Here is a 26,366-nt window from a genome sequence, read left to right as displayed (position 1 = left end):
TTCAGCTACTTGGGCAAATGGACCTTCGACAAGCCCATTTTCCCTTGCTGGACAGGCACTTCCGTGCATTACGCGCCGAACAAACCCACCATAATCGACTCACTCACGAAAGATCGAGGCTAGTCCTTCTGGTAGAGCCCTTCGATGTCGGCGGCGAACTTCTCGGCCACCACCTTGCGCTTGACCTTCAAGGTCGGGGTGAGCTCGCCCGTCGCCTCGGTGAAATCGACCGACAGGATGCGGAACTTGCGGATCGCCTCGGCCTTGGACACCGCCTCGTTGGCCTCCTTGACCGCCAGATCGATCTCGGCGACGAGGTCGGGATCGGTGGTGAGATCGCCGACCGACGCCCCGGAATTCTTGTGATTGCGTTCCTTCCAACCCTCGAACGCCTCGGGGTCGATCGTGATCAGTGCTGCGATAAACGGTTTCGCGTCGCCCACCACCATCGCCTGGCTGATCAACGCGTGGGAGCGCAGGCGGTCTTCGAGGACCGCGGGAGCGACGTTCTTGCCGCCCGCGGTCACGATGATCTCCTTCTTGCGGCCGATGATGGTCAGGAACCCGTCAGCGTCGATGGCACCCAGATCACCGGTGTGAAACCAGCCGTCGGAGAACACCGCGTCGGTCTCGGCTTCGTTGCGCCAGTAGCCGCTGAACACGACGCCGCCCTTGACCATTAGCTCGCCGTCCTCGCCCAGCTTCATGCTGTTGCCGGGCAGGAGCTTGCCCACCGAGCCGACGCGAAGCTCACCGATCCGGTTCACGGTGATCGCCGCGCTGGTCTCGGTGAGTCCGTAGCCCTCGTAGATGGACAGCCCGACGCCGCGGTAGAAGTGGCCGAGCCGTGCTCCCAGCGGGGCGCCGCCGGAGATCGCGGCGTGGCAGTTGCCGCCGAGCGCCGCCCGCAGCTTGCCGTAGACCAGCTTGTCGAACACCGCGTGCTTCAGCTTGAGCAGCAGCCCGGGGCCGCCGGTGTCCTGGGCCTTGCTCCATTCGATCGCGGTCTCTGCGGCGGCCGCGAAAATCTTGCCCTTGCCGCTGTTTTCGGCGTTCTGCTCGGCGGTGTTGTACACCTTCTCGAACACCCGCGGCACCGACACCACCAACGTCGGCTTGAAGACGGCGAAGGTGGGAACCAGGTTCTTGATGTCGCTGGTGAACCCGAGCGTCACCTTGCTGGTGAACGCCGCGACGGTGATCGCGCGGGCCAGCACATGCGCGAGCGGCAGAAACACCAGCATCCGTTCGCCCTTGGCCAGATGCGTCGGGAAGCAGGCCTTGGCGCCGCGGATCTCGTAGAGCAGGTTGGAATGGGTGAGCTGGCAGCCCTTGGGCCGGCCCGTGGTGCCCGATGTGTAGATCAGGGTCGCCGGATCGGCGGACTTCACGCCGGCCAGCCGGTCGTCGAGTTGTTTGGCGTCCACCGACTTACCCGCTTCGGCGAGCGCATCCAGCGCCGGTGTGCCCGACCCGTCGATCCGCAGCACCTTGCGCAGCGCGGGCAGCTGGTCCTTGAACTGTTCGACCTTGTCGGCATGCGCGTCGGACTCCGCGATGATCAGCACGGCCTCGGAGTTCTCCAGCACGAACTTCACCTGTTCGGCGGAACTGGTCTCGTAGATCGGCACCGTGACGGCGCCCGCGGCCAGGATGGCGAAGTCCAGGATCGGCCATTCGTAGCGGGTGGCCGACAGGATGGCGACGCGATCGCCGGGCGCCACACCCTCGGCGATCAGCCCGAGTGCCGTCGCCCGGACCTGCTCGGCGGTTTCCTTGCACGTGACGTCCGTCCAGACACCGTCGACGAGGCGCTGGAAGATCACATGGTCGGGATCGTCGCGCTCATGGCTGAACACAGAGCTGACGACGTTGTCGTGCTCACCCACGGTGAATGAGGCGGGGACACTGAACTCGCGCACGATCATGGCCTCTCGACTAGCGACGTTGCCGGTCACCAGCCTAGTCGGCCACCTTGGGCGCTGGCCGGGGCATATGTGAAGCTGGTGGCCATGAACAGCATCCAGATCGCGGACGAGACGTTCATCGCCGCCGATCCCGTCGAGGTCGGGATGGCAGTCGCCGACCCGGCCAGCTGGCGGCGCTGGTGGCCGGATCTGCGGTTGACGGTGGTCGAGGACCGCGGTCAGGTCGGGCACCGGTGGACGGTGAACGGTGCGCTCACCGGAACGATGGAGGTCTGGCTGGAACCCGTCCTCGACGGGGTGATCCTGCACTATTTCCTGCACGCCGAGCCCTCGGGTGTGGCGGCCTGGCAACTGGCCAAGATGAACCTCGCCAAAATGAACCATCGGCGCCGGGTCGCGGGCAAAGATATGGCGTTCGAGATCAAGCAGCGCCTGGAGGCGACGCGTCCGGTCGGCGTGTCGCGGCTGGCCTGAGACTTCGGTCGAAGGCAGCGCAGGGGGGTAGATTTTCTGCCATCGGCAGACAGACGGGAAAGAGGCAGTGGCGGACAAGACGGCGCAGACCATCTACATCGATGCCGAACCTTCGAAGGTCATGGATGTCATCGCCGACATCGCGTCCTATCCGGAGTGGGTGAACGAGTATCACGACTGTGAGGTCCTCGAAGCGGGCCCGGACGGCTACCCGAAGACCGCACGCCTCGTGCTGGATGCCGCCGTGCTCAAGGACACCATGGTGCTCGAATACGACTGGGATCAGGTCGACCGCGGATCGGTGGAGTGGACGCTGGTGTCCAGCTCGCTGCTGAAGTCGTTGAATGGCGCATATCGGTTGACGCCCAAGGGTTCTGGAACCGATGTCACCTATGAACTGTCAGTCGACCTGATCATCCCGATGATCGGACTGCTGAAGCGCAAGGCTGAACGGCGCCTCACCGATACCGCGTTGAAAGACCTCAAGAAACGAGCAGAGGCTGAGTGATCTTCCGCCACCCCCGCGCGGTGTGAATCCGGGTCCGTCGACGGCCCGGATCAGTCTTTTCGTCGGCAAGGGCGGCGTCGGGAAGTCGACGTTGGCGACGGCCACCGCCGTACGCGACGCGCGCGCGGGCATGCGCGTGCTGCTGGTGTCGACGGACCAGGCGCACTCGATCGGGGACGTGCTCGGCACACCGATCACCCCCACCGGCCAGCGTGCACCCACCCGGGTGTTCGCCCACCTCGAGAGTGGGCGGGACGACGGTGGCGGATTCCTCGATGCGCTGGCGCTGGACACGTTGGCACTGCTGGAGACTCATTGGTGCGACATCTCCGGTCTGCTCGCCGGCAAGTTTCCCGAATCCGATGTGGGAAACGTTGCCCCCGAGGAACTTTCGGCGTTACCCGGAATTCAGGAGGTGCTCGGCCTGCACGAGGTGGGTGAGCTCGCCGTGTCCGGCGAGTGGGACCACGTCGTCGTCGACTGCGCCTCCACCGCCGACGCGTTGCGGATGCTGACGCTGCCCGCGACGTTCGCGCTCTATCTGGAGCGGGCGTGGCCACGGCATCGCAGGTTGTCTGGCATCGACGATGCGCGGTCGGCCGCGGTCGTCGGGCTCGTCGAACGCATCGCCGCGGGCACGGAGCGACTGAGCGAGCTACTCACCGACGGGTCGGTCCTGAGCGCGCATCTGGTGATGACCGCGGAGCGGGTGGTCGCCGCCGAGGCGGCGCGCACACTGGGTTCACTCGCGCTGATGGGGGTTCGCGTCGACGAGTTGATCGTGAACCAGATTCTGGTGCAGGACGATTCGTACGAGTACCGGAACCTGCCCGACCATCCGGCGTTCGACTGGTACGCCGAGCGGATCTCGGAACAGCAGACTGTGCTCGATGAACTCGACACCATGATCGGCGATGTGCAGCTGGTGCTCGTCCCGCACCTCGCGGGCGAACCGATCGGCGCCAAGGCACTCGGTGAGCTGCTCGACGCGGCGCGCAGGCGCGATGGCGCACCGCCTCCCGGCCCGCTGAAACCGATCGTCGACAGGGAATCCGGATCCGGGCTCGAAGCCGTCTACCGGTTGCGGCTAGAGTTGCCGCAGGTCGACTCCTCCGCCCTCTCGCTGGGGCGGGTCGACGATGACTTGATCATCGGTGCCGGTGGGATGCGGCGCCGTGTCCGGCTGGCTTCCGTCCTGCGTCGCTGCATAGTGATGGATGCGCAGCTGCGAGGCAGCGAGCTGACAGTACGGTTCCGACCAAATCCGGAGGTGTGGCCGAAGTGAGTGGCGAGCACCCCGACATCAGTCCCGAGTTGCGGCAGTTGGCGCAGACGATCTTGGACCAGATCGACCCGCTGGTGCGGCTGGCTGCGGCGCGCGCGTCGTCAGATGCTGCCAGCCCAGGCAAGTGTCAGCAGGTGTGGTGCCCGGTGTGCGCGCTGGCAGCGCTGGCGACCGGTGAGCATCACCCGCTGCTGACGGTCGTCGCTGATCACAGCGTGGCGCTGCTCGCGCTGATCAGGGCAATGCTCGACGACGCCGAAAACATTGGGGCGGCCGACGGGCCGCCGCCCCCGCCCGACGGCGGTGGGGCTCCGCCCGACGGTCCGCCATCCTCACCACCCAACGGAGGCGGCCCTCCACCGGAGGGTCCGCCACCTGGACCGGGCCGATATCAGCACATTCCGGTCACCGTGGAGGAGTAGCCGGATAATCTCTGCACGCCGTGCTTCGCTGTGGTCGCAATCGGGGTGCGTGGGTACAGTTGTCGCAGAACACCGCGGTGTGTTCGATCATCAGGAGGGCCCATGTGGTATTGGCTGTTCAAGTACATCTTGATGGGTCCCCTGCTGGCCGTCATAGGTAGACCGAGAACAGAAGGGCTGGAATACATTCCAGCGTCCGGACCGATGATCTTGGCCAGTAACCACCTCGCGGTGATGGACAGCTTCTTTCTTCCCCTTGTGGTGAAGCGACGGATCACGTTCCTGGCGAAGTCGGAGTACTTCACGGGCACAGGCATCAAGGGCCGTTTTCTCGCGTGGTTCTACACCGCCGTCGGCCAGGTACCGATCGATCGCACCGACGCCGACTCGGCCCAGGACGCGTTGAACACCGCAGCCCGCATTCTCGGGCAGGGCAAGCTGCTCGGGATGTACCCCGAGGGCACCCGATCACCCGACGGACGGCTCTACAAGGGCAAGACAGGTCTGGCGCGGCTCGCGCTCGAAACAGGCGTTCCGGTGATTCCGGTCGCGATGATCGGAACCAACGTCGTCAACCCGCCGGGTAAGAAGGGGCTGCGATTCGGCCGCGTGGCGGTGAAGTTCGGTAAGCCCATGGATTTCAGCCGGTTCGAGGGCCTCGCTGGCAACAGGTTCATCGAACGCGCGGTGATCGACGAGGTCATGTACGAGCTGATGCGGCTGTCCGGGCAGGAATACGTCGATCTGTACGCCGCCGATGTCAAAGAGGGCAAGGTGGACGCGACGGCCAAGCCGTCGGCTCGGATGCCTGAAGTCGCCGCCGGTTAACTGACGGCGGGGACGCGCGTCTCGGCGACCACGGTGTCGTTGCGGGCCGCTGGACGCAGTGTCACGGTGCCGGCGACGGCGATCACGGCGATCGCCCACCACACGTAGGACCCGCCTGCCAGCTGGCGCCACAGCGACGCCGAGGTTTCCTGGTGTTCGGGCATCAGCTGGATTGGCGTCCAGATCATCAGCGCGATGCCCACCAGCGACACGACCGCCAGACCCACGTGCCGCGTTCGGTAGGCCACGATGCTGATCACCAGAACGGCGGGCAGCACCCATACCCAGTGATGCGACCACGACACCGGCGACACCACGAGGCCGAACATCGCCACGCAGATCAGGGCGACCACCGGCTGCTCGGCCTTCAACACCCGGCGTGCGGCCCAGACCGTCAACGCCAGCACCGCGAAGCAGGCGACCGTCCACAGCACGAACCGGATGCCCTCGCCGAGGCCGAGCCGGGCCAGCGCGCCCGCGATGTTCTGGTTGGTGTTCAGCGTCGCGGTGCCGATGCGGTCGGTGTTGCGGACCGTCTCGGTCCAGTACTCGATCGAATCGCGCCACGCGAACGCGAACCCAGCCAGGGTGGCGACGAGCGCCGAGGCCACGGCGACGATCAGCGCACGGGTATCGCGTCGGAGCAGGAAGTACAGCAGGAAGACCGCCGGCGTGAGTTTCAGCGCGATCGCCAGGCCCAGCAGCATTCCCCGCGGCCAGGGCGTCTTACGCGGTACGCAGTCGGCGATGACCAGCGTCATCAACACGACATTGATCTGCCCGAAGTCGAAGTTCGATCGGATCGGCTCCAGGTAGATGACTGCGGGCGCCACGATCGCCGCGGCCAGCCACACGCGGCGCAGCCAGGCAGGCTCGCCTGTCACGGGGCTCCTGCCCCCTGCGGGATCCGGCCACACGTCCAGCCGGGTCAACACGATGGTCGTGGCGACGATCAGCAGGATCAGGGTGCTCGAGGTGATGGCGATGCTGGCGACGTCCAGCGAGAACAGCGCGAAGGGTGCGAACGCAACGGCGGCCAGCGGCGGGTACGTGAAGGGCAGATCCAGCCCGCCGCGGGTCGCGAACATGACGCCGTCGGCATACAGCGGACGCCCGTCGAGCCAGGCCTGGCCACCCATCCGGTAGACGTCGATGTCGATGCGGTACGGGACGTGGCCGAGCAGCCGCCAGCCCGCCCAGCCCAACGCCGCCGCGGTGAGCAGCTGAAACAGCCGCCAGACGAGCGTTCGTGCCCGTTCAGGCCCCCCGGGCGACCGCCGAATACTCATTTCGCGACCAGACTATCGGTGCTCATCGGCGCGTCGGCGGGTATCCCGGGCGTGACACCCGCAGGTCGGCGTAAGTTTTCGACCGTGCGCGAGAGCTTCGATCTGAACCTGGGCATCCCACATGGCCGCATGCCGCTGCTGTTCTGCCTGGTCGCGTTCATCGTGACGTTCTTTGTCACACGTACCATCGTCCGATATATCCGCAGCCACGCCGACTCCGACGCGCCGCGCAAGTGGTGGCAGCCGCGCAACATTTCCGCAGGCAACGGGCTGCACATCCACCACGTGGTGATCGGCGTGATCTTGGTCATGATCTCCGGGGTCTCGATGGTGACATTGAGTGTCGACGGGGGAGTACCCGAATTCACGGTCGCGGCAACCTTTTTCGGTATCGGGGCAGCGCTCGTCCTGGACGAGTTCGCGCTGATCCTGCATTTGCAGGACGTTTACTGGGCCGAGGACGGGCGAACTTCGGTAGATGCGGTGTTCGTCGCCATCGCGGTCGCCGGTCTGCTGATCCTCGGCTTCAACCCGCTGTCGTTCTTCGACATCGGCATCTGGCAGGAGGATCACTCGATCGAGGCCAGGGCCAGCGTCATCGTCATGGCGGTACTGACGCTGCTCCTTGCGGTTGTCGTGCTTCTCAAAGGCAAGGTGTGGACCGGGTTGATTGGCATGTTCATCACTCCACTGCTGTTCGTCGGGGCCATCCGGCTGTCCCGTCCGCACGCGCCGTGGGCCCGCTGGCGCTACGGCGACAAGCCTCGCAAGATGCGCCGCGCGCTGATCCGAGAGCGCATATTGCGGCGACCGATAGTGCAGGCCAAGCTCTGGCTGCAGCACGTCATCGCGGGTGAACCGCAGTTCCCCGACGATTCTGAAGTCGATCAGGAACTCGACCGCGAGATCCATGCCGCCGCTCCGGCGCCGCGGCGAACGGCGGTCGAGGTGTGAGGTACTTCTACGACACCGAGTTCATCGACAACGGTCGGACGATCGAGCTGATCTCAATAGGCGTCGCCGCCGAGGACGGGCGCGAATATTACGCTATTTCAACGGAATTCAATCCCGATCGGGCGGGCAGTTGGGTGCGCAAACACGTACTGCCCAAACTGCCGTCGCCGTCCTCGCAGCTGTGGCGTTCGCGACGCCAGATCCGCTCGGACCTGGAGGACTTCTTCGGCATCGACGGTGACGAGCCGATCGAACTGTGGGCCTGGGTCGGGGCCTACGACCACGTGGTGCTGTGTCAGTTGTGGGGCCCGATGACCGACCTGCCGCCTGCGATCCCGCGGTTCACCCGCGAGCTACGCCAGTTCTGGGAGGAACGCGGATCGCCCCGGATGCCGCCGCGACCGCGCGACGCCCACGACGCCCTCGTCGACGCCCGCCACAATCTGCTGCGCTTCCGGTTGATGACCGCCGGCGAAGTGCCAGCACAGGCGTAAATGCGCGGGTAAAATCCGCTGTCGCCGCCCAGTTACCATTGACGGGTGAACTGGACTGTAGACGTACCCATCGACCAGCTGCCTGCGCTGCCGCCGCTGCCCGATGAGTTGCGGCATCGCCTGGACTCCGCACTCGCCAAGCCGGCAGCGCAACAGCCCAGCTGGGACGCCGATCAGGCCAAGGCCATGCGGACCGTGCTGGAAAGCGTTCCGCCCATCACCGTGCCCTCGGAGATCGAACGGCTCAAGAGCCTGCTGGGCGATGTCGCGCGCGGGCGGGCCTTCCTGCTCCAGGGCGGCGACTGCGCCGAGACGTTTGCCGACAACACCGAACCGCACATCCGGGGCAACATCCGGACCCTGCTGCAGATGGCTGTGGTGCTGACCTACGGCGCGAGCATGCCGGTGATCAAGGTCGCCCGGATCGCCGGGCAGTACGCCAAGCCGCGCTCCTCGGACACCGACGCGCTGGGACTGAAGTCCTACCGCGGCGACATGATCAACGGTTTCGCCCCCGACGCCGCGGCGCGCGAGCACGATCCGTCGCGGTTGGTGCGCGCCTACGCCAACGCCAGCGCCGCCATGAACCTGACCCGCGCCCTCACCTCGGGCGGTCTCGCGTCACTGGACCTGGTGCACGACTGGAACCGCGAGTTCGTGCGGACATCACCCGCGGGCGCCCGGTACGAGGCCCTCGCGGGGGAGATCGACCGCGGGCTGAGCTTCATGAACGCCTGCGGCGTCAACGACCCCAACCTGCGGACCGCCGAGATCTACGCCTCGCACGAGGCTCTGGTGCTCGACTACGAGCGCGCGATGCTGCGGCTGGCCGAGAATGACGCCGGTGAACAAGCGCTCTTCGACCAGTCCGCGCACTACGTGTGGATCGGCGAGCGCACCCGCCAGCTCGACGGCGCGCACATCGCGTTCGCCGAGGTCATCGCCAACCCGATCGGAGTCAAGCTCGGGCCGACGATGACGCCGGAGCTCGCCGTCGAATACGTCGAGCGTCTCGACCCGCACAACGACCCGGGCCGGCTGACACTGGTGACCCGCTTCGGCAACAACAAGATTCGCGACCTGTTGCCGCCGATCATCGAGAAGGTGCAGGCCACCGGACACCAGGTGATCTGGCAGTGCGATCCGATGCACGGCAACACCCACGAGTCGTCGACGGGGTACAAGACCCGCCACTTCGACCGGGTCGTCGACGAGGTGCAGGGGTTCTTCGAGGTGCACCGCGCTCTCGGCACCCATCCCGGCGGCATCCACGTCGAGATCACCGGCGAGGACGTCACCGAGTGCCTCGGCGGCGCACAGGACATCTCGGACTCGGATCTGGCCGGCCGCTACGAAACCACGTGCGACCCACGCTTGAACACCCAGCAGTCGCTGGAGTTGGCCTTCCTTGTCGCCGAGATGCTGCGGGGCTGACTAGAGAAGCGCGCTGATGTTGCCGCCGAGCGTCCACGCGCCGGCGGCGACCAGGCCCGTCAGCGTGATGACGGCGATCACCCAGAACATCAGCGCCCGCTTCGACCGCTGGCGCGCCCAGTAGAACTCCTCGAGATCCACGCCGGCGAATTGCCTTGATACCGGCTCGTATTCGGGTTCTTGCGGGGGGATGCCGTCGCGGGTGAGTTCGCGCGTGTGCTGGGGTGGAACCTGGTGTGCGGGCTTGCGGGCGGCGGTCGCGGCGGTGAGCGCCGCGGCGTGCTGCGCCGAGTTGCTCGGGGCCGGGACACGGAAAGGGGGCAGCCCGAGTTCGTCGACGATGACCGCGAGATCGTCGGCCATGTCGCGGGCGTCCGCATACCGTCCCGCCGGATCACGATCGGTCGCGTGCAGCACCAGTTGGTCGAATTGTCTTGGCACACCGGCGATCACCGTGCCGGGTGCGGGGACGTCGTGATCCAGCCGTTGGTACGCCACCGCCAATGTGCTGTCACCGGTGAACGGGGTGGTGCCGGTGAGCAGCTCGTAGGTCAGGATGCCCATCGCGTACACGTCGCTGCGCGGGTCGGCGTCACCGGTGCTGACCTGTTCGGGCGACAGATATGCCGCGGTGCCGAGAATGACGCTGCTGGACGTGATCTTGGCCTCGGCGATCGCGCGGACCAGTCCGAAGTCGGCGATCTTCACGTCACCGGTGTCGGAGATCAACACGTTCTCCGGCTTGATGTCGCGGTGCACCAGTCCGGCCGCGTGCGCGACGGCGAGTGCGCTGAGCACGGGTGCCAGTACCGCCGCTGCGGCGTGCGGCGGCATCGGACCGCGTTCACGCAACAGCTCCCGCAAGGTGCCGCCCTCGATGAGCTCCATCACGAGGAACGGATGCCTGCCGTCGATGCCCTGGTCGTAGACGGCGACCAGACCGGAATCGGACAGCCGCGCCACCGCGCGCGCCTCACGCTGAAACCGGGTGAGGAACTGTTCGTCGCCCGCATAACGGGATTCCATGACCTTCAGCGCCACCGGCCGATCCAGGCGAAGGTCGAGCCCGCGGTACACGGTGCTCGTCCCGCCGGTGGCGATCATGGTGTCGACGCGATACCGACCGTCCAGCACAGTCCCGTCGAGCGGTCCCGACTGCTGGTAGGTCTCCATCAAAGACATGTTACGAGTCGGTCCGAGACACCTAGACTCGATGGCGTGAGCAGCATTCCGGCCGCCGACGATGTTCTTGACCCCGGCGAGGCCGTCTACGACCTGCCCGCCGTCGCCGATCTGCTGGGCGTCCCGGTGACCAAGGTGCACCACCAACTTCGGGAAGGCCATCTGATCGGTGTCCGGCGCAACGGCTCGGTGGTGGTGCCGAAGATCTTCTTCGACGACACCGGCCATGTGGTGAAGAGCCTCCACGGCCTGCTTGTCGTGCTACGCGACGGGGGCTACCGCGACACCGAGATCGTGCGCTGGCTGTTCACGCCGGATCCCTCGCTGACCATCACCCGCGACGGGGCGACGGACAAGCAGGCTAATGCCCGGCCGGTTGATGCGTTGCACTCGCATCAGGCCCGTGAGGTGGTTCGTCGGGCCCAGGCGATGGCGTACTGACCGCATCGCGGTCGGGGGCGTTGTAGAGCCAGTACCAGGCGCCGACGGCGCATGCGGTGGCCAGCAGCACGTGCGTCCAGGAGTACATGCCATGCGCGCCGTCGGGTTTCCAGATCACCGTGATCCAGGTGGACAGGCCCGCGATGATCGCGATCGATTGTCTGCTCTGCGCCAGCGCCGCAACGACCGCCAGCGGCCACGTGTAGTACCAGGGCAGCGCGGCGGGAACGAACAGCACCACGACGGCCATCACCAGGGCGATGCCGACGAGCGCCTCCCGGTCGGTGTGGCGAAACCGCCACCACAACAACGGGAGTGAGATGGCGATGATGGCGATGCCGGTGATCCGGGTGACGTCGAGGACGGCGTAGAAGTTCACCGGCAGGAAGATGCCGCCGACGACGTTGACCAGGTTGGCCGCGGCCGTCGGCAGTGTCAGCCAGTTGATGATCTTCACCGAACCGGCGAGCGCCGTCAGCCACCCCAGGCCCACCCCGGCGGCCAGCGACAGCACCGCGAACACCGCGACGAAGATGAGTATCGAGGCCGCCGTCGCCGCGGTGAAGGCCTTGGCCGGCCCATAACCGCGCCGCTGCCGCAGATCGCGGGTCCACACCCACACCATGAACGGAAGCGCAAGACCCGCCGTCGCTTTCACCGCGACCGCGACGGCGATCAGGCTGACGCCCCAGACATGGTGGCCGCTGAAGGTCAGCGCGATCGCGGCCATCATCAGCCCGACCATCAACATTTCGTTGTGCACGCCACCCATCAGATGGATGATCACGAGCGGGTTCAGCACGCATATCCACAGGGCCGCAGCGCCGTTGGCGCCGACGTGGCGGGCCACCCGCGGCGCCGCCCAGATCAACAACGCCAAACCGGGCAGCATGCACAGCCGCAACAGCATCGTGCCGGCCACGACGTCGTCGCCGACCAGCATGGTCACGAACTTCGCCACCAGGATGAAGGCGGGCCCGTACGGCGCGGTGGTGGTGGTCCAGATGGGACTCACGTTGTCCAGCAGCGAGTTCGGGTTGTCGATGGGTCCCACGACATACGGGTCGAAGCCGTCGCGCAGCAGTGCGCCCTGCGCGAGGTACGAGTAGGTGTCGCGGCTGAACACCGGGACGCTCAACAGAAGCGGCGCGAGCCAGAACGCGGTGGTCGCGAGCATGGTGTATTCGGTCGCGGTGCGGTCGATCACGCTGCGGCCCAACCGCAGCCAGGCCACGAGCATCAGCGCCACACCGACCCACAGCAGCACCGACGACAGCACCAGACCGTGTCCGAACCGCAGCCATGACAGGTGCAACGACTCGAGAAGCGGATCGTGCAAGCGGGTGCTCCCGGCGCCCAGCCCACCTGCCGCGATCAGGACGGCGCCGAGGGCGCCGATGCGGGCCGGTTTCGCCTCCGGAGACGTTGCGAAGGTAGCGAACCGTGAAATGTGTTGCGCCATGGCCGGTTTCTTCGACGGCGCCGCCGGTGACGAGGTTGTCATGCTCAGGCGGACCGGTTGGCGGCCAATCTGGCGAGTTCGGAGAGGCCGATCTTGGCCTGCGGGTCGATGGCGGCCGCGTTGAGGAGCGCGAGCGCGGTGTGGGTCAACGTATCGATCCGGTCTTCGACGGCCGCCAGTGCCCCGACGGATTCGATGACCAGACACAGGTCTTTCACCTGTGCGTCGGACAGTTCGGTGCCGATGGATGTGCGAAGCAGCTTGGCGCCCATCGGATCGTGCTTCTCGGCCAGTTCGACCGCCTCGGCCAGCAGCACGGTCCGTTTACCCGAACGCAGGTCGTCACCCGACGGCTTGCCGGTGACCGCGGGGTCGCCGAACACGCCGAGGACGTCGTCGCGGAGCTGGAACGCGACACCCAGGTTGTTGCCGACCTCGTTGAAGGTGGCCTGCACGTCCGGTCGGTCCGCAGCGGCGGCGGCACCCAGTTGCAGCGGACGCGTGATGGTGTAGGACGCGGTCTTGTAGAGGTTGACGGTCATGGCCGAGGCGACCGATTCGGCGCCGCTGGCCTCGGCGGCGATGTCGAGGTATTGGCCGCCGAGCACCTCGGTGCGGATGGCGCTCCAGATCGAACGCACCCGGCGGTGCGCGTCGATCGGCAGATCGACTGTCGCCACGACGTCGTCGGCCCATACGAGTGCGAGATCACCGAGCAGGATCGCCGCCGAAATCCCGAACTGGTCGGAATTTCCGTGCCAGGCGTTGCTGCGGTGCTTCTCGGTGAACAGTCGATGCACCGTGGGCAGCCCGCGCCGGGTGGCGGAGGCATCGATGACGTCGTCGTGCACGAGGGCGCAGGCATGCAGCAACTCGAGCGCGGAGAACAGCCGTATCGCCTGCTGTTCGGCCTGCTCGCTGGGCTTGTCGACCACTGCCCGCCAGCCCCAGTACGCGAACGCGGGCCGCACCCGCTTGCCCCCGCGCAGGACGAACTCCTCCAGGGCGGCGGTCAGTTCGCCGTACTCGGTGCCCATGTAGGCGCACGCGCTGCGGCGTTCGGCGAGATAGTCGCGCAGTTGCTCGGTGACGGCTTTGGTCAACTCGACGGCTGACGGTGCCGCTCCGTACACGGTCAGCGGGCGCCCCTTTCGTTGTGCACTATTCGCCCCGAGTGCCTTCAGAGTAGAGCCTGCGACTGGCGGTTTAGCAAGTCAGAGTGCCGCCTTTTCCGCATTCAGCCTTGGGGTTCGCCGACGCGGGGGGATTGGTCGCGGGTGTAGTAGGCCAGCCCGCCGATGATCGCTGCCACGATGAACGACCCGATGGCGAGCCATATCGCCGCACCGGTGAAGGAGCGGGCGCTGGGGTCGGTGTAGCGGGCCTGGGCGTTCATGGTGCTGACCACGCCCGGCCGTAGCCGCCACTCGACGATCTCTGCGGACACCTGGTCGCCGTTGGTCGAGGTGACCTCTCCGGGGAACGACACCGACAGCGTCACGTCGGCTTCGGGATCACTCAGCGAGGTCAGGTCGACGCGGCCCTCGAGTATCACCAGGTCGCCGGCCCGTCGCAGGGAGATGTCCACCCCGGCGGCGTCCCGGTTCATGTTGGCCAGCTGGGGGAGTTCGGCGAAGGTGAGGTCGGAGAACACCGCCTGGGACCCGACATAGTCGTCGCGGCTGTATTCCGAGACGGCGACCTTGTTGGCGAAGGTCAGATTGTTGAGCAGCTGCGGGCCCTTGTCGTCCGGGTTGCGCGGTTTGGCCGCCGCGATGATCTGGCCCGAGACCCTGTCGTCCGGCGACACCGTGATCGACGTGCGGACCCGTACGCAACCGACGACTGTCGGTGCCACGACCAGGATCAGCAGGACAACGGCGAGCAACCTTTTCATGCCATGGTTGCGCGGCTGGTGAGCGGACACAGCGAACACACGGTCATCGTGCCAGACGCGGATGCTCGAAGAGGCTTCAAAGGGGCAGTCTGCGACCCAGGATGGCAAAGGCTCGTGGGTCACCCGCGAAGTGGTAGCCACGGATGATGTCGGCAAAGCCGAGGCGCCGGTACAGCCGCCAGGCACGGTTGGCCTCGCCGTTGATCTCGGGGGTCGACAGCAGCACATGCGATTCGCGACGGTCCGCGAGCAGCCGTCGGGCCAGCGCCTCGCCGAGGCCGCGGCCCTGAGCGCGGGGGTGGATGTGCAGTTCGGTCAGCTCGAAATAGCTGTTCATCAGCTCCGCGATGCGGGCGGAGTCGGTGCCCACCCGGTGCAGGCCAGCGACCACCTGCTGCTGCCACCACTGGTCGGGGGCGCCGCAGTAGCCGTAGGCGATACCGAGCAGAGGCGCCGAGGCGAGCTCGACATCGGATGGCGGTGACGGGTCGGATCCGCCCTGATCTCGTACTTCCGGGACTTCGAGGGCGGCAACCGCCTTCCACCCGCCCCGCTGCGTGTGCTCCAGCCACATCGATGCGCGCTGGTCTTCCGTACCGCGCGGATAGCGCATGGCGTCGACGTAGACGGAGAGCGCTTCACCGAGCCGGCGTTGCATGTCGCTCGGCGACAGACCGATCAGAAATGTCGCCAACTTGCTCCTGTCCCTGAACAGCGTCCTGCGATCACCTTCACCCCATTATCGAGTGGAGCGTGGTGGTGCTCGCCAGTGGCGGTGTACGTCATACAATCGGGCGTCGAACTAGGTGGTACGGCTCAGATTGACCTCGTATCATGACTGTTAGGTGGCCGTCCATGCGGGCGGACATCAGTTTGAACGATTGAGACCGGTCGCATCGGCTCCAGGGCCCCGAGGGAGGGACGAATGCCACTCTCCGATCATGAGCAGCGCATGCTCGATCAGATCGAGAGCGCGCTCTATGCCGAGGACCCGAAGTTCGCTTCGAGTGTTCGTGGGGGCACGCTGCGGACACCTTCCACCCGGCGTCGACTGCAGGGTGCAGCGCTTTTCGTGATCGGGCTGGCGATGCTGGTGGCCGGCATCGCGATCCCGGCGACCCGAATCGGTGACTTCGCGATCCTTTCCGTCATCGGCTTCATCGTGATGTTCGGCGGCGTGGTCTTCGCGATCACGGGTCCGCGCGTGCCCGGTGGTCCGGGCCGGTTGGCCACCGACGAGGTCGGACAGCAGCGGCAGAAGCGGGCCAAGGGCTCCGGCGGCTCGTTCACCAGCCGCATGGAAGACCGCTTCCGCCGCCGCTTCGACGAGTAACACCGAACGACAAACAGGGGCAGCCCATCTCGGGTCGCCCCTGTTTTTGCTATTCAGTGGGGGAGTTTGGGGACGGTCGGGGCAGAACAGGACCACCGCGCTGCCCTGATCTCGCACACGTGGGTGCCCGCGGCCTAGAGATTTCCCCCACCACGCCCCACTGCAGGCGGTCTGCGGCATTCGGTACGCCCACCTGGGCTTTTGCCGGGTCGGAGGGTGGTTGATTCCACCTCGAAAGTGCGGACGTAACTGATCGCGGGTGCAAAGTGGGGAGTTCAGCACAACTCGCCTGCATATTTGGAGCAAAGTGGGGGATTGTGGGGTAAAGTGGCGGCAACGGAGTAACCGGGACTCCGGAGTATCGGGAGGTGGCGGGATGTTTCTCGGCACCTACACGCCGAAACTCGACGACAAGGGGCGGCTCACACTGCCCGCCAAATTCCGCGACGCGCTGGCAGGAGGGTTGATGGTCACCAAAAGCCAAGATCACAGCCTTGCCGTCTATCCGCGTGCGGAGTTCGAAAAGCTGGCACGACGGGCATCGCAGGCGTCCCGGAGCAATCCGGAAGCCCGGGCCTTCCTGCGAAATCTCGCCGCGGCCACCGATGAACAGCACCCCGACTCACAAGGCCGGATCACGTTGTCGGCCGATCATCGCCGCTACGCCAACCTCTCCAAGGACTGCGTGGTGATCGGCTCGGTCGACTACCTCGAGATCTGGGATTCGGCTGCGTGGCAGGAATACCAGCAGTCCCACGAAGAGAACTTCTCCGCGGCCACAGATGAAGCTCTGCACGACATCATCTGATGCCCCGGCCAGCCGGCACGTTGCCCTTGCACCGTGGCCTCTGCCCGAACCGGCCCTGGCGTACTTCCCCGACGCCAGGTCCGTGCTCTCGGGCAGGGACCTCGATGCAGAGGCCCTCACCGGAGGCTTACACGGAGGCACAGCGATGCCCGACGAACCTGAAGACTCCGCCGATCACGGACACATCCCCGTCCTGCTCGACCGCTGCGTCGAACTGCTGGCCCCGGCGCTGACCCGCAACGCCCCCGACGGCAGCGGCGCGGTGCTCGTTGACGCCACGCTCGGTGCGGGCGGCCACGCGGAACGATTCCTCACCGAGTTCCCCGCGCTGCGGTTGATCGGCCTGGATCGCGATCCCAACGCGCTGTGGATCGCCGGCGAGCGGTTGGCCGAATTCGGCGACCGGATCCTGCTGGTGCGCACCCGCTACGACGGGATCGCAGGAGCGCTCGAGCAATCCGGTTACTGGGTGGGCAGTGCCCCCGTCGTCGACGGAATCCTGTTCGACCTCGGGGTGTCGTCGATGCAACTGGACCGCACCGAGCGCGGCTTCTCCTACGCGTCGGACGCCCCGCTCGACATGAGGATGGACCCCGATGCGCCACTGACCGCCGCCGAGGTCGTCAACACCTACGACGAACGGACACTGACCCGGATCTTGCGCGAATTCGGTGAGGAGCGGTTCGCCAGCCGTATCGCCGCGCAGATCGCGCGGCGTCGTGCCGCTCGGCCGTTCGCGACCACCGGCGAACTGGTTGAGCTGTTGTACCAAGCGATTCCGGCCCCCGCCCGCCGCACCGGCGGACATCCGGCGAAGCGGACTTTCCAGGCACTGCGTATCGCCGTCAACGGCGAACTCGACTCGCTACGCAACGCGCTGCCCGCGGCGCTCGACGCGCTGGCTCCCGGCGGTCGAATCGTGGTGATGGCCTATCAATCCCTGGAGGACCGCATCGTGAAGAACCAATTCGCGGCGGCCACCGCATCCAGGACGCCGCCGGGTCTTCCGGTTGAACTGCCCGGTCACGAACCGGAGTTCGTCGCCTTGACCCGCGGCGCGGAGCGCGCGGGAGCCGAGGAGATCGCATTGAACCCACGTAGCGCGTCGGTGCGGCTGCGGGCACTGGAGAAAGTTGGGGGATCTCGATGAAGGCGAAGCAGCCCAAGAAGGTCAAGCGCTCGGCACCGGCGCGCGGGAACGACGAGCGTCGGCGCAATCCCCGAAACGGTCGACGGGCCCCGGAGGCGCCGTCGCGCCGCAAGCCCGCCCGCGAGCAGCGGCCGGCGCGGTCAGCGCCGAAGACCAACCCGATTTCACGGCCCAAGGGTGCCCCCGGCCGGCCGAAGAACGCCGGTCAGGCCAAGGCACGCGCCAAGGCGCGGAAAGCGAAGGCACCCAAGGTCATCCGGCCTCCGTTACGCGAACGGATCATCCTCAAGCTGGCCTCGATCGATCTGAACCCCCGCACCCTGGTCGCCAAGGTGCCGTTCGTCGTCCTGGTCATCGGATCGCTGGGCGTCGGCCTGGGCACGACGCTGTGGCTGTCGACCGACGCCGCGTCGCGGTCCTATCAGCTGGGCTCCGCCCGTGAGACGAATCAGGCTCTGCTGCAACAGAAGGAAGCGCTGGAGCGTGACGTCCTCGAGGCGCAGGCCGCGCCCGCCTTGGCCGAGGCGGCGCGTGGTCTCGGAATGATCCCGTCCCGCGACACCGCGCACCTCGTGCAGGATCCTGCAGGCAACTGGGTCGTCGTCGGCACCCCCAAACCCGCTGAAGGCGTTCCGCCGCCGCCACTCAACACCCCGCTACCCGACGAGACGCCGGCCGCTCCCGCCCCCACTCCCACGCCGGGCCCGGCCGCGCGAGTCGTGGATCCGCGTGAGCTCCCCGTGCGTGTGCAGCAGCCGTCCGCTCGCCCGCCGGCCGGCACGGGTCTGTCCGCGCCGGTCACGCCTGCGGTCCCGGCCCCGGCCGCACCGGGCGCCGAGGTGCCCCACGGGGCGGGGACGCTGCCCGCGCTGGGTCCGATGCCTGCGTCTCCGGCAGCGCCGTCGGCGCCATTGCTCCAGCAGCCGCTGACCGTGCCGCCGGCGCCAGGCCCGGTCACCGCGCCTGTCCCGGGGGCGCCCGCATGAGCCGCGGCAAGAAGGATCCCGCACGCGGCGGCGGCAAGCCGAAGGAGCGTGCCGTGGTGAAGACGCAGGAGCGCTCCGCGCGCTCGCGACGCACCCGCGTGCCCGCGCCGGACGCCGGCCTGCGCAGTGCGTCGTTCGTGTTCCGGCACCGGGTCGGTAATGCCGTCATCTTCCTGGTGCTGATCGTCGCGGCGGGGCAGCTGTTCAATCTTCAGGTGCCGCGGGCCGAGGGGCTGCGTGCCGAGGCGGCGAGCCAACTCAAGGTCACCGACGTCGACAAGGCGGTACGCGGTGCCATCGTCGACCGCAACAACGACAAGCTGGCCTTCACCATCGAAGCCCGCGCGTTGACGTTCCAACCGCTCAAGATCCGCAAGCAGCTCGAAGAGGCGCGGGCGAAGACACCCGAAGCGCCGGCTCCGGAACAGCGGATGCGCGACATCGCCGCCGAGGTCGCGTTGCGGCTGAACAACAAGCCCAACGCCGCGACGGTGCTCAAGAAGCTGAAGAGCAACGAGACGTTCGTCTATCTCGCCCGTGCGGTCGACCCGGCCATCGCCGACGCCATCACCGCCAAGTTCCCCGAGGTCGGCTCGGAGCGTCAGGACCTGCGTCAGTACCCGGGCGGATCGCTGGCGGCCAACATCGTCGGCGGTATCGACTGGGACGGCCACGGTCTGTTGGGCATGGAGGACTCCATGGACGCGGTGCTGGCCGGCACCGACGGTTCGGTCACCTACGACCGCGGCTCCGACGGTGTTGTCATTCCCGGCAGTTACCGCAACCGCCACGATGCGGTGGACGGCTCGACGGTGATGCTGACCCTCGACGACGACATCCAGTTCTATGTGCAGCAGCAGGTTCAGCAGGCCAAGGATCTCTCCGGTGCGAAGAACGCGTCAGCCGTGGTGCTCGACGCGAAAACCGGCGAGGTGCTCGCGATGGCGAACGACAACACCTTCGATCCCAGCCAGGACATCGGCAGGCAGGAACACCGCCAACTGGGCAACCCCGCGGTGTCATCGCCGTTCGAACCCGGTTCGGTCAACAAGATCATCACCGCCTCGTCGGTGATCGAGTACGGGCTGTCGAACCCCGACGAGGTCCTGCAGGTACCGGGCTCGATCCATATGGGCGGGGTGACCGTCGGCGACGCCTGGGAGCACGGCACCATGCCGTATACCACGACCGGCATCTTCGGGAAGTCGTCCAACGTCGGCACGCTGATGCTGGCGCAGCGCCTCGGTCCGCAGAAGTTCGCAGAGATGGTGCGGAAGTTCGGGCTCGGCCAGCGCACCGGCGTCGGGCTGCCGGGCGAGAGCGCGGGCCTGGTCCCGCCGATCGACCAGTGGTCGGGTAGCACGTTCTCCAACTTGCCTATCGGACAGGGCCTTTCGATGACCCTGCTGCAGATGACGGGCATGTACCAAACCATCGCCAACGACGGCGTGCGGATTCCGCCGCGGATCGTCAAGGCCATCATCGCGCCCGACGGCACGCGGATGGAGGAACCGCGGCCCGAAGGAGTGCGGGTGGTGTCGGCGGAGACCGCGCGGACCGTTCGACAGATGCTGCGGGCGACGCTGCAGCGCGACCCCACCGGTGTGCAGCAGGGCACCGGGTCCCAGGGCGCCGTCGAGGGCTATCAGCTCTCCGGCAAGACCGGCACCGCCCAGCAGATCAACCCGGCGTGCGGCTGCTACTACAGCGACGTCTACTGGATCACCTTCGCCGGCATCGCCACGACCGACAACCCGCGCTATGTCGTCGGCGTGATGATGGACAACCCGCACCGCACAGCCGACGGTCAGCCCGGGACGACGGCGGCGCCGCTGTTCCACAACATCGCATCCTGGTTGCTCCAGCGCGAGAACGTGCCGCTGTCACCCGAGGGGCCGCGGCTGACACTTGTGGCCGACTGATAGGCGAAATGGGCCGGGCGCCGGGCCGGTAACGTGTTGACGCCATGAATCTGCGTCCCAGCCACCCCGAGGGCAGCGCGCTCGCTCTGCTCGCCGAGCAGGTGGCCGCGGTGCCGGCCAAGGGTGTGCGGCTTCCCGATATCCGGATCACCGGGGTGACGCTGCGCAGCCAGGACGTCGCGGCAGGCGATCTGTTCGCCGCCTTGCCCGGTTCGGCGTCCCACGGCGCCCGCCACGCCGGTGAGGCCGTCTCGTGCGGGGCGGTCGCGATCCTCACCGATGCCGCAGGGGTCGCGGAGATCGGGGACGACATCGATGTGCCGGTGCTCGTCCACCCGGCACCGCGGTCGGTCCTGGGCGAGTTGGCCGCCACGGTCTACGGGCATCCTTCGGACAAGCTGCGCGTCATCGGCGTCACCGGAACGTCGGGCAAGACGACCACCACATATCTCGTTGAGGCGGGGCTGCGTTCGGCCGAGCGCCAGCCCGGGCTCGTGGGCACGGTCGGCATCCGCATCGACGGCCGCGATCAGCCCAGTGCGCTGACCACACCGGAGGCGCCCGATCTGCAGGCGCTGCTCGCTGTGATGGTCGAGCAGGGCGTCGACACCGTCGTCATGGAGGTGTCGAGCCACGCGCTGACACTGGGCCGCGTGGACGGAGTGCGGTTCGCGGTGGGCGGATTCACCAATCTGTCGCGCGACCATCTCGATTTCCATCCGACGATGCAGGACTACTTCAACGCCAAGGCGCAGCTGTTCGACCCCGAATCGGCAACGCATGCAAGCGTTTCGGCGGTGTGTATCGATGACGAGGCGGGCCAGGCGATCGCCGCGCTCGCCGCCGAGCCGGTGACGGTGAGCACGACCGGGCGAGCCGCCGACTGGCGGGTGGAGCAGGTGCGCGCGGTCGGCGCAGGCGCCGAGGCGGCCCAGGAGTTCTTCGCCGTCGATCCCGCGGGGGTGCACCACGGACTGAGGATCGCCCTGCCCGGCCGGTACAACGTCGCCAACTGCCTGCTGGCCGTGGCGCTGCTGGACGCCGTAGGGGTGTCGCCGGAACAGGCCGCGCCGGGGCTGCGCACCGCGACCGTTCCTGGGCGCCTGGAACCCGTCGACCGCGGGCAGCCGTTTCTCGCACTGGTCGACTACGCGCACAAGCCCGGCGCCCTGAAAGCGGTGCTGCAGACGCTGCGCGAGCAGAGTTCCGGGCGGCTGGCCGTGGTGTTCGGCGCAGGCGGCAACCGCGACGCGGGCAAGCGCGAACCGATGGGCCGGGTCGCGGCCGAACTGGCCGACCTCGTCGTGGTCACCGACGACAACCCCCGTGACGAGGAGCCCGCCGCGATCCGCGCTGCGATCCTCGCGGGCGCGGCGGACACCGCCGCAGAGGTCATCGAGATCGGTGACCGGCGCGAGGCCATCGACTACGCGGTCGCCTGGGCGCAACCAGGAGACGTCGTGCTCGTGGCGGGGAAGGGCCATGAGCCGGGACAGACCAGCGACGGCGTGACGCGACCGTTCGACGACCGCGACGAGCTGGCCGCGGCGCTCGAGGCGTTGGGTCGTCGCACGTGATCGACCTGAGCATCGCCGAGATCGCCGACATCGTCGGGGGACGCCTCGCCGACATCAGCGCCGAAAAGGCCGCCGCCACCCGGGTCACCGGGACCGTCGAGTTCGACTCGCGCGCCGTCGGCCCCGGTGGACTGTTCCTCGCGCTGCCGGGCGCCCGCTCCGACGGACACGACTTCGCGGCCGCGGCGATCGACCAGGGAGCCGTCGCGGTGCTGGCCGCGTGGCCGGTCGGGGTGCCCGCGATCGTCGTCGAGCCCTCGGCAGGCGACACGAGCGCCAGCGTCCTCGAACACGACGTCGACGGGTCCGGCGCGGCGGTGCTGGCGGCACTGGCGCGCCTCGCCGGCGCCGTCGCCGCGAAGCTCGTGGACGGCGGGCTGACGATCGTCGGTGTCACCGGATCGTCGGGCAAGACCTCGACCAAGGACTTGATCGCCGCGGTGCTCACCCCGCTCGGTGAGGTCATCGCGCCGCCGGGCTCGTTCAACAACGAACTCGGCCATCCCTGGACGGTGTTGCGGGCCACCGAGGCCACCGACTTTCTGGTGCTGGAGATGTCGGCAAGGCACCGCGGCAACATCGCAGCGCTGGCCGCGATCGCACCGCCGTCGATCGCGGTCGTGCTCAACGTCGGCACCGCGCACCTCGGCGAGTTCGGTTCCCGTGAGGCGATCGCGGCGACGAAAGCCGAACTGCCCCAATCGGTCCCGTCATCGGGCGCGGTGATTCTCAACGTCGACGACACTGCGGTCGCCGCGATGGCCGATGCGACCGCGGCGCGCGTTGTGCGGGTGTCCCGGGAACCCGGTGCCCAGGTCGATGTGTGGGCCGACGCCGTGACACTCGACGAGCTGGCCCGGCCGCGGTTCACGCTGCACGCCGGAGGCAAGCAGGTCGACGTCACACTGGCCGTGCACGGCGACCATCAGGTGTCCAACGCGCTGTGTGCGGCGGCCGTGGCACTGGAATGCGGCGCGACGCTCGAACAGGTCGCCGCCGCGCTCGCCGCGGCCGGTCCGGCGTCCAAACACCGCATGCAGGTCGCCACCCGCGCCGACGGGGTCACGATCGTCAACGACGCCTACAACGCCAACCCCGACTCGATGCGCGCCGGACTCAAGGCGCTGGCGTGGATTAGTCGGAGCGGCGCGTCCGAACGCCGCAGCTGGGCGGTGCTGGGCGAGATGGCTGAACTCGGTGACGACGCGATATCGGAACATGACAGCATCGGGCGACTGGCCGTGCGATTAGATGTGTCACGACTGATCGTCATCGGAACGGGGAGGGCTATGAGCGCCATGCACCACGGCGCGGTGATGGAGGGGTCGTGGGGCTCTGAGTCCACCATGGTCCCCGACGCCGACGCTGCGTTGGCACTGCTCCGCGCGGAGCTGCAGGCCGGCGACGTGGTGCTGGTCAAAGGCTCCAACGCGGCCGGGCTGGGTGCGCTCGCGGATGCCCTGATCGCCGATAGTGGGGATGCCACCGCATGAGGCAGATCCTCATCGCCGTCGGCATCGCCCTGACGGTTTCGATCCTGCTCACCCCCGTGCTGATCCGGCTGTTCACCCGGCAGGGCTTCGGTCACGAGATCCGCGAGGACGGGCCGCCGAGCCACCACAAGAAGCGCGGCACACCGTCGATGGGCGGCGTGGCCATCGTGGCGGGCATCTGGGCGTCCTACCTGGTCACCCACCTGGTGGGGGTGGTCATCGACGGTAAGGGCCCGTCCGCGTCCGGCCTGCTCGTGCTGGGACTGGCGACCGCACTCGGCACCGTGGGCTTCGTCGACGACCTGATCAAGATCCGACGGGCGCGCAACCTCGGTTTGAACAAGACGGCGAAGACCGTCGGTATTTTGGCCGCCGCGGTGATGTTCGGCGTGCTCGCGCTGCAGTTCCGCAACAGCGACGGGCTGACTCCGGGCAGCGCGGACCTCTCGTACGTGCGTGAGATCGCCACGGTCACCTTGCCGCCCGTGCTGTTCATCCTGTTCTGCGTCACCATGATCTACGCGTGGTCCAACGCGGTGAACTTCACCGACGGCCTGGACGGGCTCGCCGCAGGCGCGATGGCGATGGTGTGTGCTGCCTACGTGCTGATCACGTTCTGGCAGTTCCGCAACGCGTGTGCGATCAGTCCCGGACTGGGCTGCTACAACGTGCGCGACCCCTTGGACCTCGCGATCGTCGCGGCGGCGACGGCCGGCGCCTGCATCGGCTTCCTGTGGTGGAACGCCGCGCCCGCCAAGATCTTCATGGGCGACACCGGATCGCTCGCGCTCGGCGGCATCATCGCCGGGCTTTCGGTGACCAGCCGCACCGAGATGCTCGCCGTCGTGCTCGGCGCACTGTTCGTCGCGGAGGTCACCTCGGTGGTCGTGCAGATCCTGGCGTTCCGCACGACCGGGCGCCGGGTGTTCCGGATGGCGCCGTTCCATCACCATTTCGAACTGGTGGGGTGGGCGGAAACCACAGTCATCATCCGCTTCTGGCTGTTGACCGCGATCGCCTGCGGACTCGGTGTCGCACTGTTCTACAGCGAGTGGCTCACCACCGTCGGCGCCTGACGTGAGCGACCTGGATCTGCTGACGCCTGGGGCGCGCGTGCTGGTGACCGGCGCGGGCATCACCGGGCGATCGGTGAGCGCGGTGCTGGAGCCGACCGGGGTGCGGCTGACCATCTGCGACGACGATCCGCTGGCGCTGCAGCGTCTGATCACCCCGGCGTCGGTGGTCACCGTCGCCGAGGCGCAGGCGACCATCGCCGACTACGCCCTCGTGGTGACGAGCCCCGGATTCCCGCCGACGGCACCGGTGCTGGCCGCCGCCGCCGATGCGGGGGTGCCGATCTGGGGCGATGTCGAATTGGCTTGGCGGCTGGACAGTTCCGGCCGGTTCGGGCCGCCGCGGAAGTGGCTCGTCGTGACCGGAACCAACGGCAAGACCACCACGACGTCGATGCTGCACGCCATGTTGGTCGCCGGGGGACACCGTGCGGTGCTGTGCGGCAACATCGGCAATCCCGTCATCGACGTGCTCGGCGAACCGTCCGATGTGTTGGCCGTCGAGCTGTCCAGCTTCCAACTGCACTGGGCGCCGTCGCTGCGGCCGGAAGCGGGTGTCGTCCTCAATGTCGCCGAGGATCACCTGGACTGGCACGGCAGCATGGCGGCGTATGCCGGCACCAAGGCCCGCGTGCTCCAGGGCCGCGTCGCGGTGGTGGGCCTGGACGACCCCGTCGCCTCGGGGCTGCTGGAATCCGCCGCGGCCCCGGTGAAGGTCGGCTTCCGGCTGGGCGAACCGGCGGCGGGCGAGCTCGGGGTGGTCGACGGGATGCTCGTCGACAACGCCTTCGGCGAACGGGTACCGCTGGCCGCCACCGCATCCATTCCGGTTGCCGGGCCGGTCGGCGTGCTCGACGCCCTGGCCGCAGCGGCACTGGCTCGCACCGTGGGTGTGCCGCCCGCGTCGATCGCGGACGCGCTCGCCGGATTCCAGGTGGGCCGCCACCGCGCCGAGGTCGTCGGCGTCCACGACGGGGTGACCTACGTCGACGATTCCAAGGCCACCAACCCGCACGCCGCGCAGGCGTCGATCGGCGCATATCCGCGCGTGGTGTGGATCGCGGGCGGGATGCTCAAGGGCGCCTCGGTCGACGAACTCGTGGCCACGGTGGCGAACCGGCTGGTCGGAGCGGTGCTGATCGGCCGCGACCGGGCACAGATCGCGAACGCGTTATCGCGACACGCCCCGGATGTCCCCGTCGTTGAGCCTGTGACGGGGGAGGATTTTGGGGTGCATGGGAAAGATGAGACTGGTGTGACTGGCGAGGCGGTGATGACGGCCGTCATCGAGGCCGCGTCCGGTCTCGCCCGACCTGGGGACACCGTCCTGCTGGCACCGGCCGGGGCATCCTTCGACCAGTTCAGCGGCTACGGCCACCGCGGTGACGCGTTTGCCGCCGCCGTGCGCGCTCTGTCGCGGTAGGCC

The 26,366-nt window shown here is 67.6% G+C and carries 25 protein-coding genes; 18 read left to right on the top strand and 7 right to left on the bottom strand.

What is annotated here, in order from left to right; genetic code table 11:
* Nucleotides 1-119: 119 nt before the first annotated feature.
* Nucleotides 120-1,928: an AMP-dependent synthetase/ligase gene (locus H7J93_RS27380; RefSeq protein WP_276022523.1), complete on the bottom strand. Its 1,809-nt coding sequence runs from the start codon at nt 1,926-1,928 to the stop codon at nt 120-122.
* An 84-nt stretch (nt 1,929-2,012) separates the two neighbouring features.
* Between H7J93_RS27380 and H7J93_RS27375 the strand changes: the two genes are divergently transcribed.
* The 5 genes from H7J93_RS27375 to H7J93_RS27355 all read left to right on the top strand — a co-directional run bounded on the left by H7J93_RS27375 (nt 2,013) and on the right by H7J93_RS27355 (nt 5,445).
* On the top strand, nt 2,013-2,402 hold the full coding sequence (locus H7J93_RS27375; RefSeq protein ID WP_267309428.1) for a polyketide cyclase / dehydrase and lipid transport: 390 nt from the start codon (nt 2,013-2,015) through the stop codon (nt 2,400-2,402).
* 67 nt (nt 2,403-2,469) lie between these two features.
* Nucleotides 2,470-2,910 (top strand): SRPBCC family protein, encoded by a 441-nt coding sequence (locus H7J93_RS27370; RefSeq protein WP_267309427.1) that lies wholly within the window; start codon nt 2,470-2,472, stop codon nt 2,908-2,910.
* 22 nt (nt 2,911-2,932) lie between these two features.
* Nucleotides 2,933-4,195 (top strand): ArsA family ATPase, encoded by a 1,263-nt coding sequence (locus tag H7J93_RS27365; RefSeq protein ID WP_267309426.1) that lies wholly within the window; start codon nt 2,933-2,935, stop codon nt 4,193-4,195.
* Nucleotides 4,192-4,617, top strand: coding sequence for a hypothetical protein (locus tag H7J93_RS27360; protein WP_267309425.1), 426 nt, complete (start codon nt 4,192-4,194; stop codon nt 4,615-4,617). The genes H7J93_RS27365 and H7J93_RS27360 overlap by 4 nt, the downstream gene beginning before the upstream one ends.
* A gap of 102 nt (nt 4,618-4,719) precedes the next feature.
* Nucleotides 4,720-5,445 (top strand): lysophospholipid acyltransferase family protein, encoded by a 726-nt coding sequence (locus H7J93_RS27355; protein ID WP_267309424.1) that lies wholly within the window; start codon nt 4,720-4,722, stop codon nt 5,443-5,445.
* On the opposite strand, the gene H7J93_RS27350 is transcribed toward H7J93_RS27355, so the two are convergent.
* The gene (locus H7J93_RS27350; protein WP_267309423.1) at nt 5,442-6,734 is read right to left on the bottom strand and encodes a glycosyltransferase 87 family protein; all 1,293 of its coding nucleotides are present in this window, start codon (nt 6,732-6,734) and stop codon (nt 5,442-5,444) included. The two genes, H7J93_RS27355 and H7J93_RS27350, sit on opposite strands and share 4 nt — an antisense overlap.
* Before the next feature lie 129 nt (nt 6,735-6,863).
* On the opposite strand from H7J93_RS27350, the gene H7J93_RS27345 reads away from it, so the two are divergent.
* Genes H7J93_RS27345 through H7J93_RS27335 form a run of 3 tightly spaced genes read left to right on the top strand, consistent with a single transcriptional unit; the run spans nt 6,864 to nt 9,616 of the window.
* Entirely contained in the window at nt 6,864-7,688 is an 825-nt protein-coding gene (locus H7J93_RS27345; RefSeq protein WP_276022521.1) for a hypothetical protein, read from the top strand.
* On the top strand, nt 7,685-8,182 hold the full coding sequence (locus H7J93_RS27340; RefSeq protein WP_267309421.1) for a polyadenylate-specific 3'-exoribonuclease AS: 498 nt from the start codon (nt 7,685-7,687) through the stop codon (nt 8,180-8,182). Before H7J93_RS27345 ends, H7J93_RS27340 begins: the two co-directional genes overlap by 4 nt.
* 45 nt (nt 8,183-8,227) lie before the next feature.
* Nucleotides 8,228-9,616 carry a class II 3-deoxy-7-phosphoheptulonate synthase gene (locus H7J93_RS27335; protein ID WP_267309420.1) on the top strand — a complete coding sequence of 463 codons (1,389 nt, stop codon included), beginning with the start codon at nt 8,228-8,230 and terminating at the stop codon, nt 9,614-9,616.
* Here H7J93_RS27335 and H7J93_RS27330 read toward each other — a convergent pair whose 3' ends face one another.
* The gene (locus H7J93_RS27330; protein ID WP_267309419.1) at nt 9,617-10,798 is read right to left on the bottom strand and encodes a protein kinase domain-containing protein; all 1,182 of its coding nucleotides are present in this window, start codon (nt 10,796-10,798) and stop codon (nt 9,617-9,619) included.
* A gap of 36 nt (nt 10,799-10,834) precedes the next feature.
* On the opposite strand from H7J93_RS27330, the gene H7J93_RS27325 reads away from it, so the two are divergent.
* Nucleotides 10,835-11,239, top strand: a complete 405-nt coding sequence (locus H7J93_RS27325) for an Rv2175c family DNA-binding protein (protein ID WP_083152919.1) — start codon at nt 10,835-10,837, stop codon at nt 11,237-11,239.
* Here the strand turns inward: H7J93_RS27325 and H7J93_RS27320 are convergent.
* The 4 genes from H7J93_RS27320 to H7J93_RS27305 all read right to left on the bottom strand — a co-directional run bounded on the left by H7J93_RS27320 (nt 11,160) and on the right by H7J93_RS27305 (nt 15,292).
* Entirely contained in the window at nt 11,160-12,701 is a 1,542-nt protein-coding gene (locus H7J93_RS27320; RefSeq protein WP_267309418.1) for an alpha-(1->6)-mannopyranosyltransferase A, read from the bottom strand. The two genes, H7J93_RS27325 and H7J93_RS27320, sit on opposite strands and share 80 nt — an antisense overlap.
* A 44-nt stretch (nt 12,702-12,745) precedes the next feature.
* Complete coding sequence (gene idsA2 / locus H7J93_RS27315) at nt 12,746-13,834, bottom strand: bifunctional (2E,6E)-farnesyl/geranyl diphosphate synthase (protein WP_267309417.1); 1,089 nt, start codon at nt 13,832-13,834, stop codon at nt 12,746-12,748.
* A gap of 104 nt (nt 13,835-13,938) precedes the next feature.
* Complete coding sequence (locus H7J93_RS27310; RefSeq protein ID WP_267309416.1) at nt 13,939-14,598, bottom strand: LppM family (lipo)protein; 660 nt, start codon at nt 14,596-14,598, stop codon at nt 13,939-13,941.
* Nucleotides 14,599-14,674: 76 nt separating this feature from the next.
* Nucleotides 14,675-15,292, bottom strand: a complete 618-nt coding sequence (locus H7J93_RS27305) for a GNAT family N-acetyltransferase (RefSeq protein ID WP_267309415.1) — start codon at nt 15,290-15,292, stop codon at nt 14,675-14,677.
* A gap of 231 nt (nt 15,293-15,523) precedes the next feature.
* Here H7J93_RS27305 and H7J93_RS27300 point away from each other — a divergent pair, with 231 nt between their 5' ends.
* The 9 genes from H7J93_RS27300 to murD all read left to right on the top strand — a co-directional run bounded on the left by H7J93_RS27300 (nt 15,524) and on the right by murD (nt 26,363).
* A complete protein-coding gene (locus tag H7J93_RS27300; protein ID WP_267309414.1) occupies nt 15,524-15,931 on the top strand; it encodes an SCO2097 family morphological protein in 408 nt (135 codons plus the stop codon).
* Nucleotides 15,932-16,307: 376 nt separating this feature from the next.
* Nucleotides 16,308-16,739 carry a division/cell wall cluster transcriptional repressor MraZ gene (mraZ, locus tag H7J93_RS27295; RefSeq protein WP_083152913.1) on the top strand — a complete coding sequence of 144 codons (432 nt, stop codon included), beginning with the start codon at nt 16,308-16,310 and terminating at the stop codon, nt 16,737-16,739.
* A complete protein-coding gene (rsmH, locus tag H7J93_RS27290; RefSeq protein WP_267309413.1) occupies nt 16,714-17,889 on the top strand; it encodes a 16S rRNA (cytosine(1402)-N(4))-methyltransferase RsmH in 1,176 nt (391 codons plus the stop codon). The genes mraZ and rsmH overlap by 26 nt, the downstream gene beginning before the upstream one ends.
* Nucleotides 17,886-18,875 (top strand): cell division protein FtsL, encoded by a 990-nt coding sequence (gene ftsL, locus H7J93_RS27285; protein ID WP_267309412.1) that lies wholly within the window; start codon nt 17,886-17,888, stop codon nt 18,873-18,875. The genes rsmH and ftsL overlap by 4 nt, the downstream gene beginning before the upstream one ends.
* Nucleotides 18,872-20,797: a peptidoglycan D,D-transpeptidase FtsI family protein gene (locus tag H7J93_RS27280; RefSeq protein ID WP_267309411.1), complete on the top strand. Its 1,926-nt coding sequence runs from the start codon at nt 18,872-18,874 to the stop codon at nt 20,795-20,797. Before ftsL ends, H7J93_RS27280 begins: the two co-directional genes overlap by 4 nt.
* Nucleotides 20,798-20,841: 44 nt before the next feature.
* Nucleotides 20,842-22,374 carry a UDP-N-acetylmuramoyl-L-alanyl-D-glutamate--2,6-diaminopimelate ligase gene (locus H7J93_RS27275; RefSeq protein WP_267309410.1) on the top strand — a complete coding sequence of 511 codons (1,533 nt, stop codon included), beginning with the start codon at nt 20,842-20,844 and terminating at the stop codon, nt 22,372-22,374.
* Nucleotides 22,371-23,867 carry a UDP-N-acetylmuramoyl-tripeptide--D-alanyl-D-alanine ligase gene (locus tag H7J93_RS27270; RefSeq protein ID WP_267309409.1) on the top strand — a complete coding sequence of 499 codons (1,497 nt, stop codon included), beginning with the start codon at nt 22,371-22,373 and terminating at the stop codon, nt 23,865-23,867. The genes H7J93_RS27275 and H7J93_RS27270 overlap by 4 nt, the downstream gene beginning before the upstream one ends.
* Complete coding sequence (mraY, locus tag H7J93_RS27265) at nt 23,864-24,943, top strand: phospho-N-acetylmuramoyl-pentapeptide-transferase (RefSeq protein ID WP_267309408.1); 1,080 nt, start codon at nt 23,864-23,866, stop codon at nt 24,941-24,943. Before H7J93_RS27270 ends, mraY begins: the two co-directional genes overlap by 4 nt.
* Before the next feature lies 1 nt (nt 24,944).
* Nucleotides 24,945-26,363, top strand: coding sequence for a UDP-N-acetylmuramoyl-L-alanine--D-glutamate ligase (gene murD / locus H7J93_RS27260; protein ID WP_267309407.1), 1,419 nt, complete (start codon nt 24,945-24,947; stop codon nt 26,361-26,363).
* Nucleotides 26,364-26,366: the final 3 nt, after the last annotated feature.

The organism is Mycobacterium barrassiae, assembly GCF_025822765.1.
Taxonomy (GTDB): domain Bacteria; phylum Actinomycetota; class Actinomycetes; order Mycobacteriales; family Mycobacteriaceae; genus Mycobacterium; species Mycobacterium barrassiae.
This window is presented reverse-complemented; position numbering and strand designations above follow the sequence as displayed.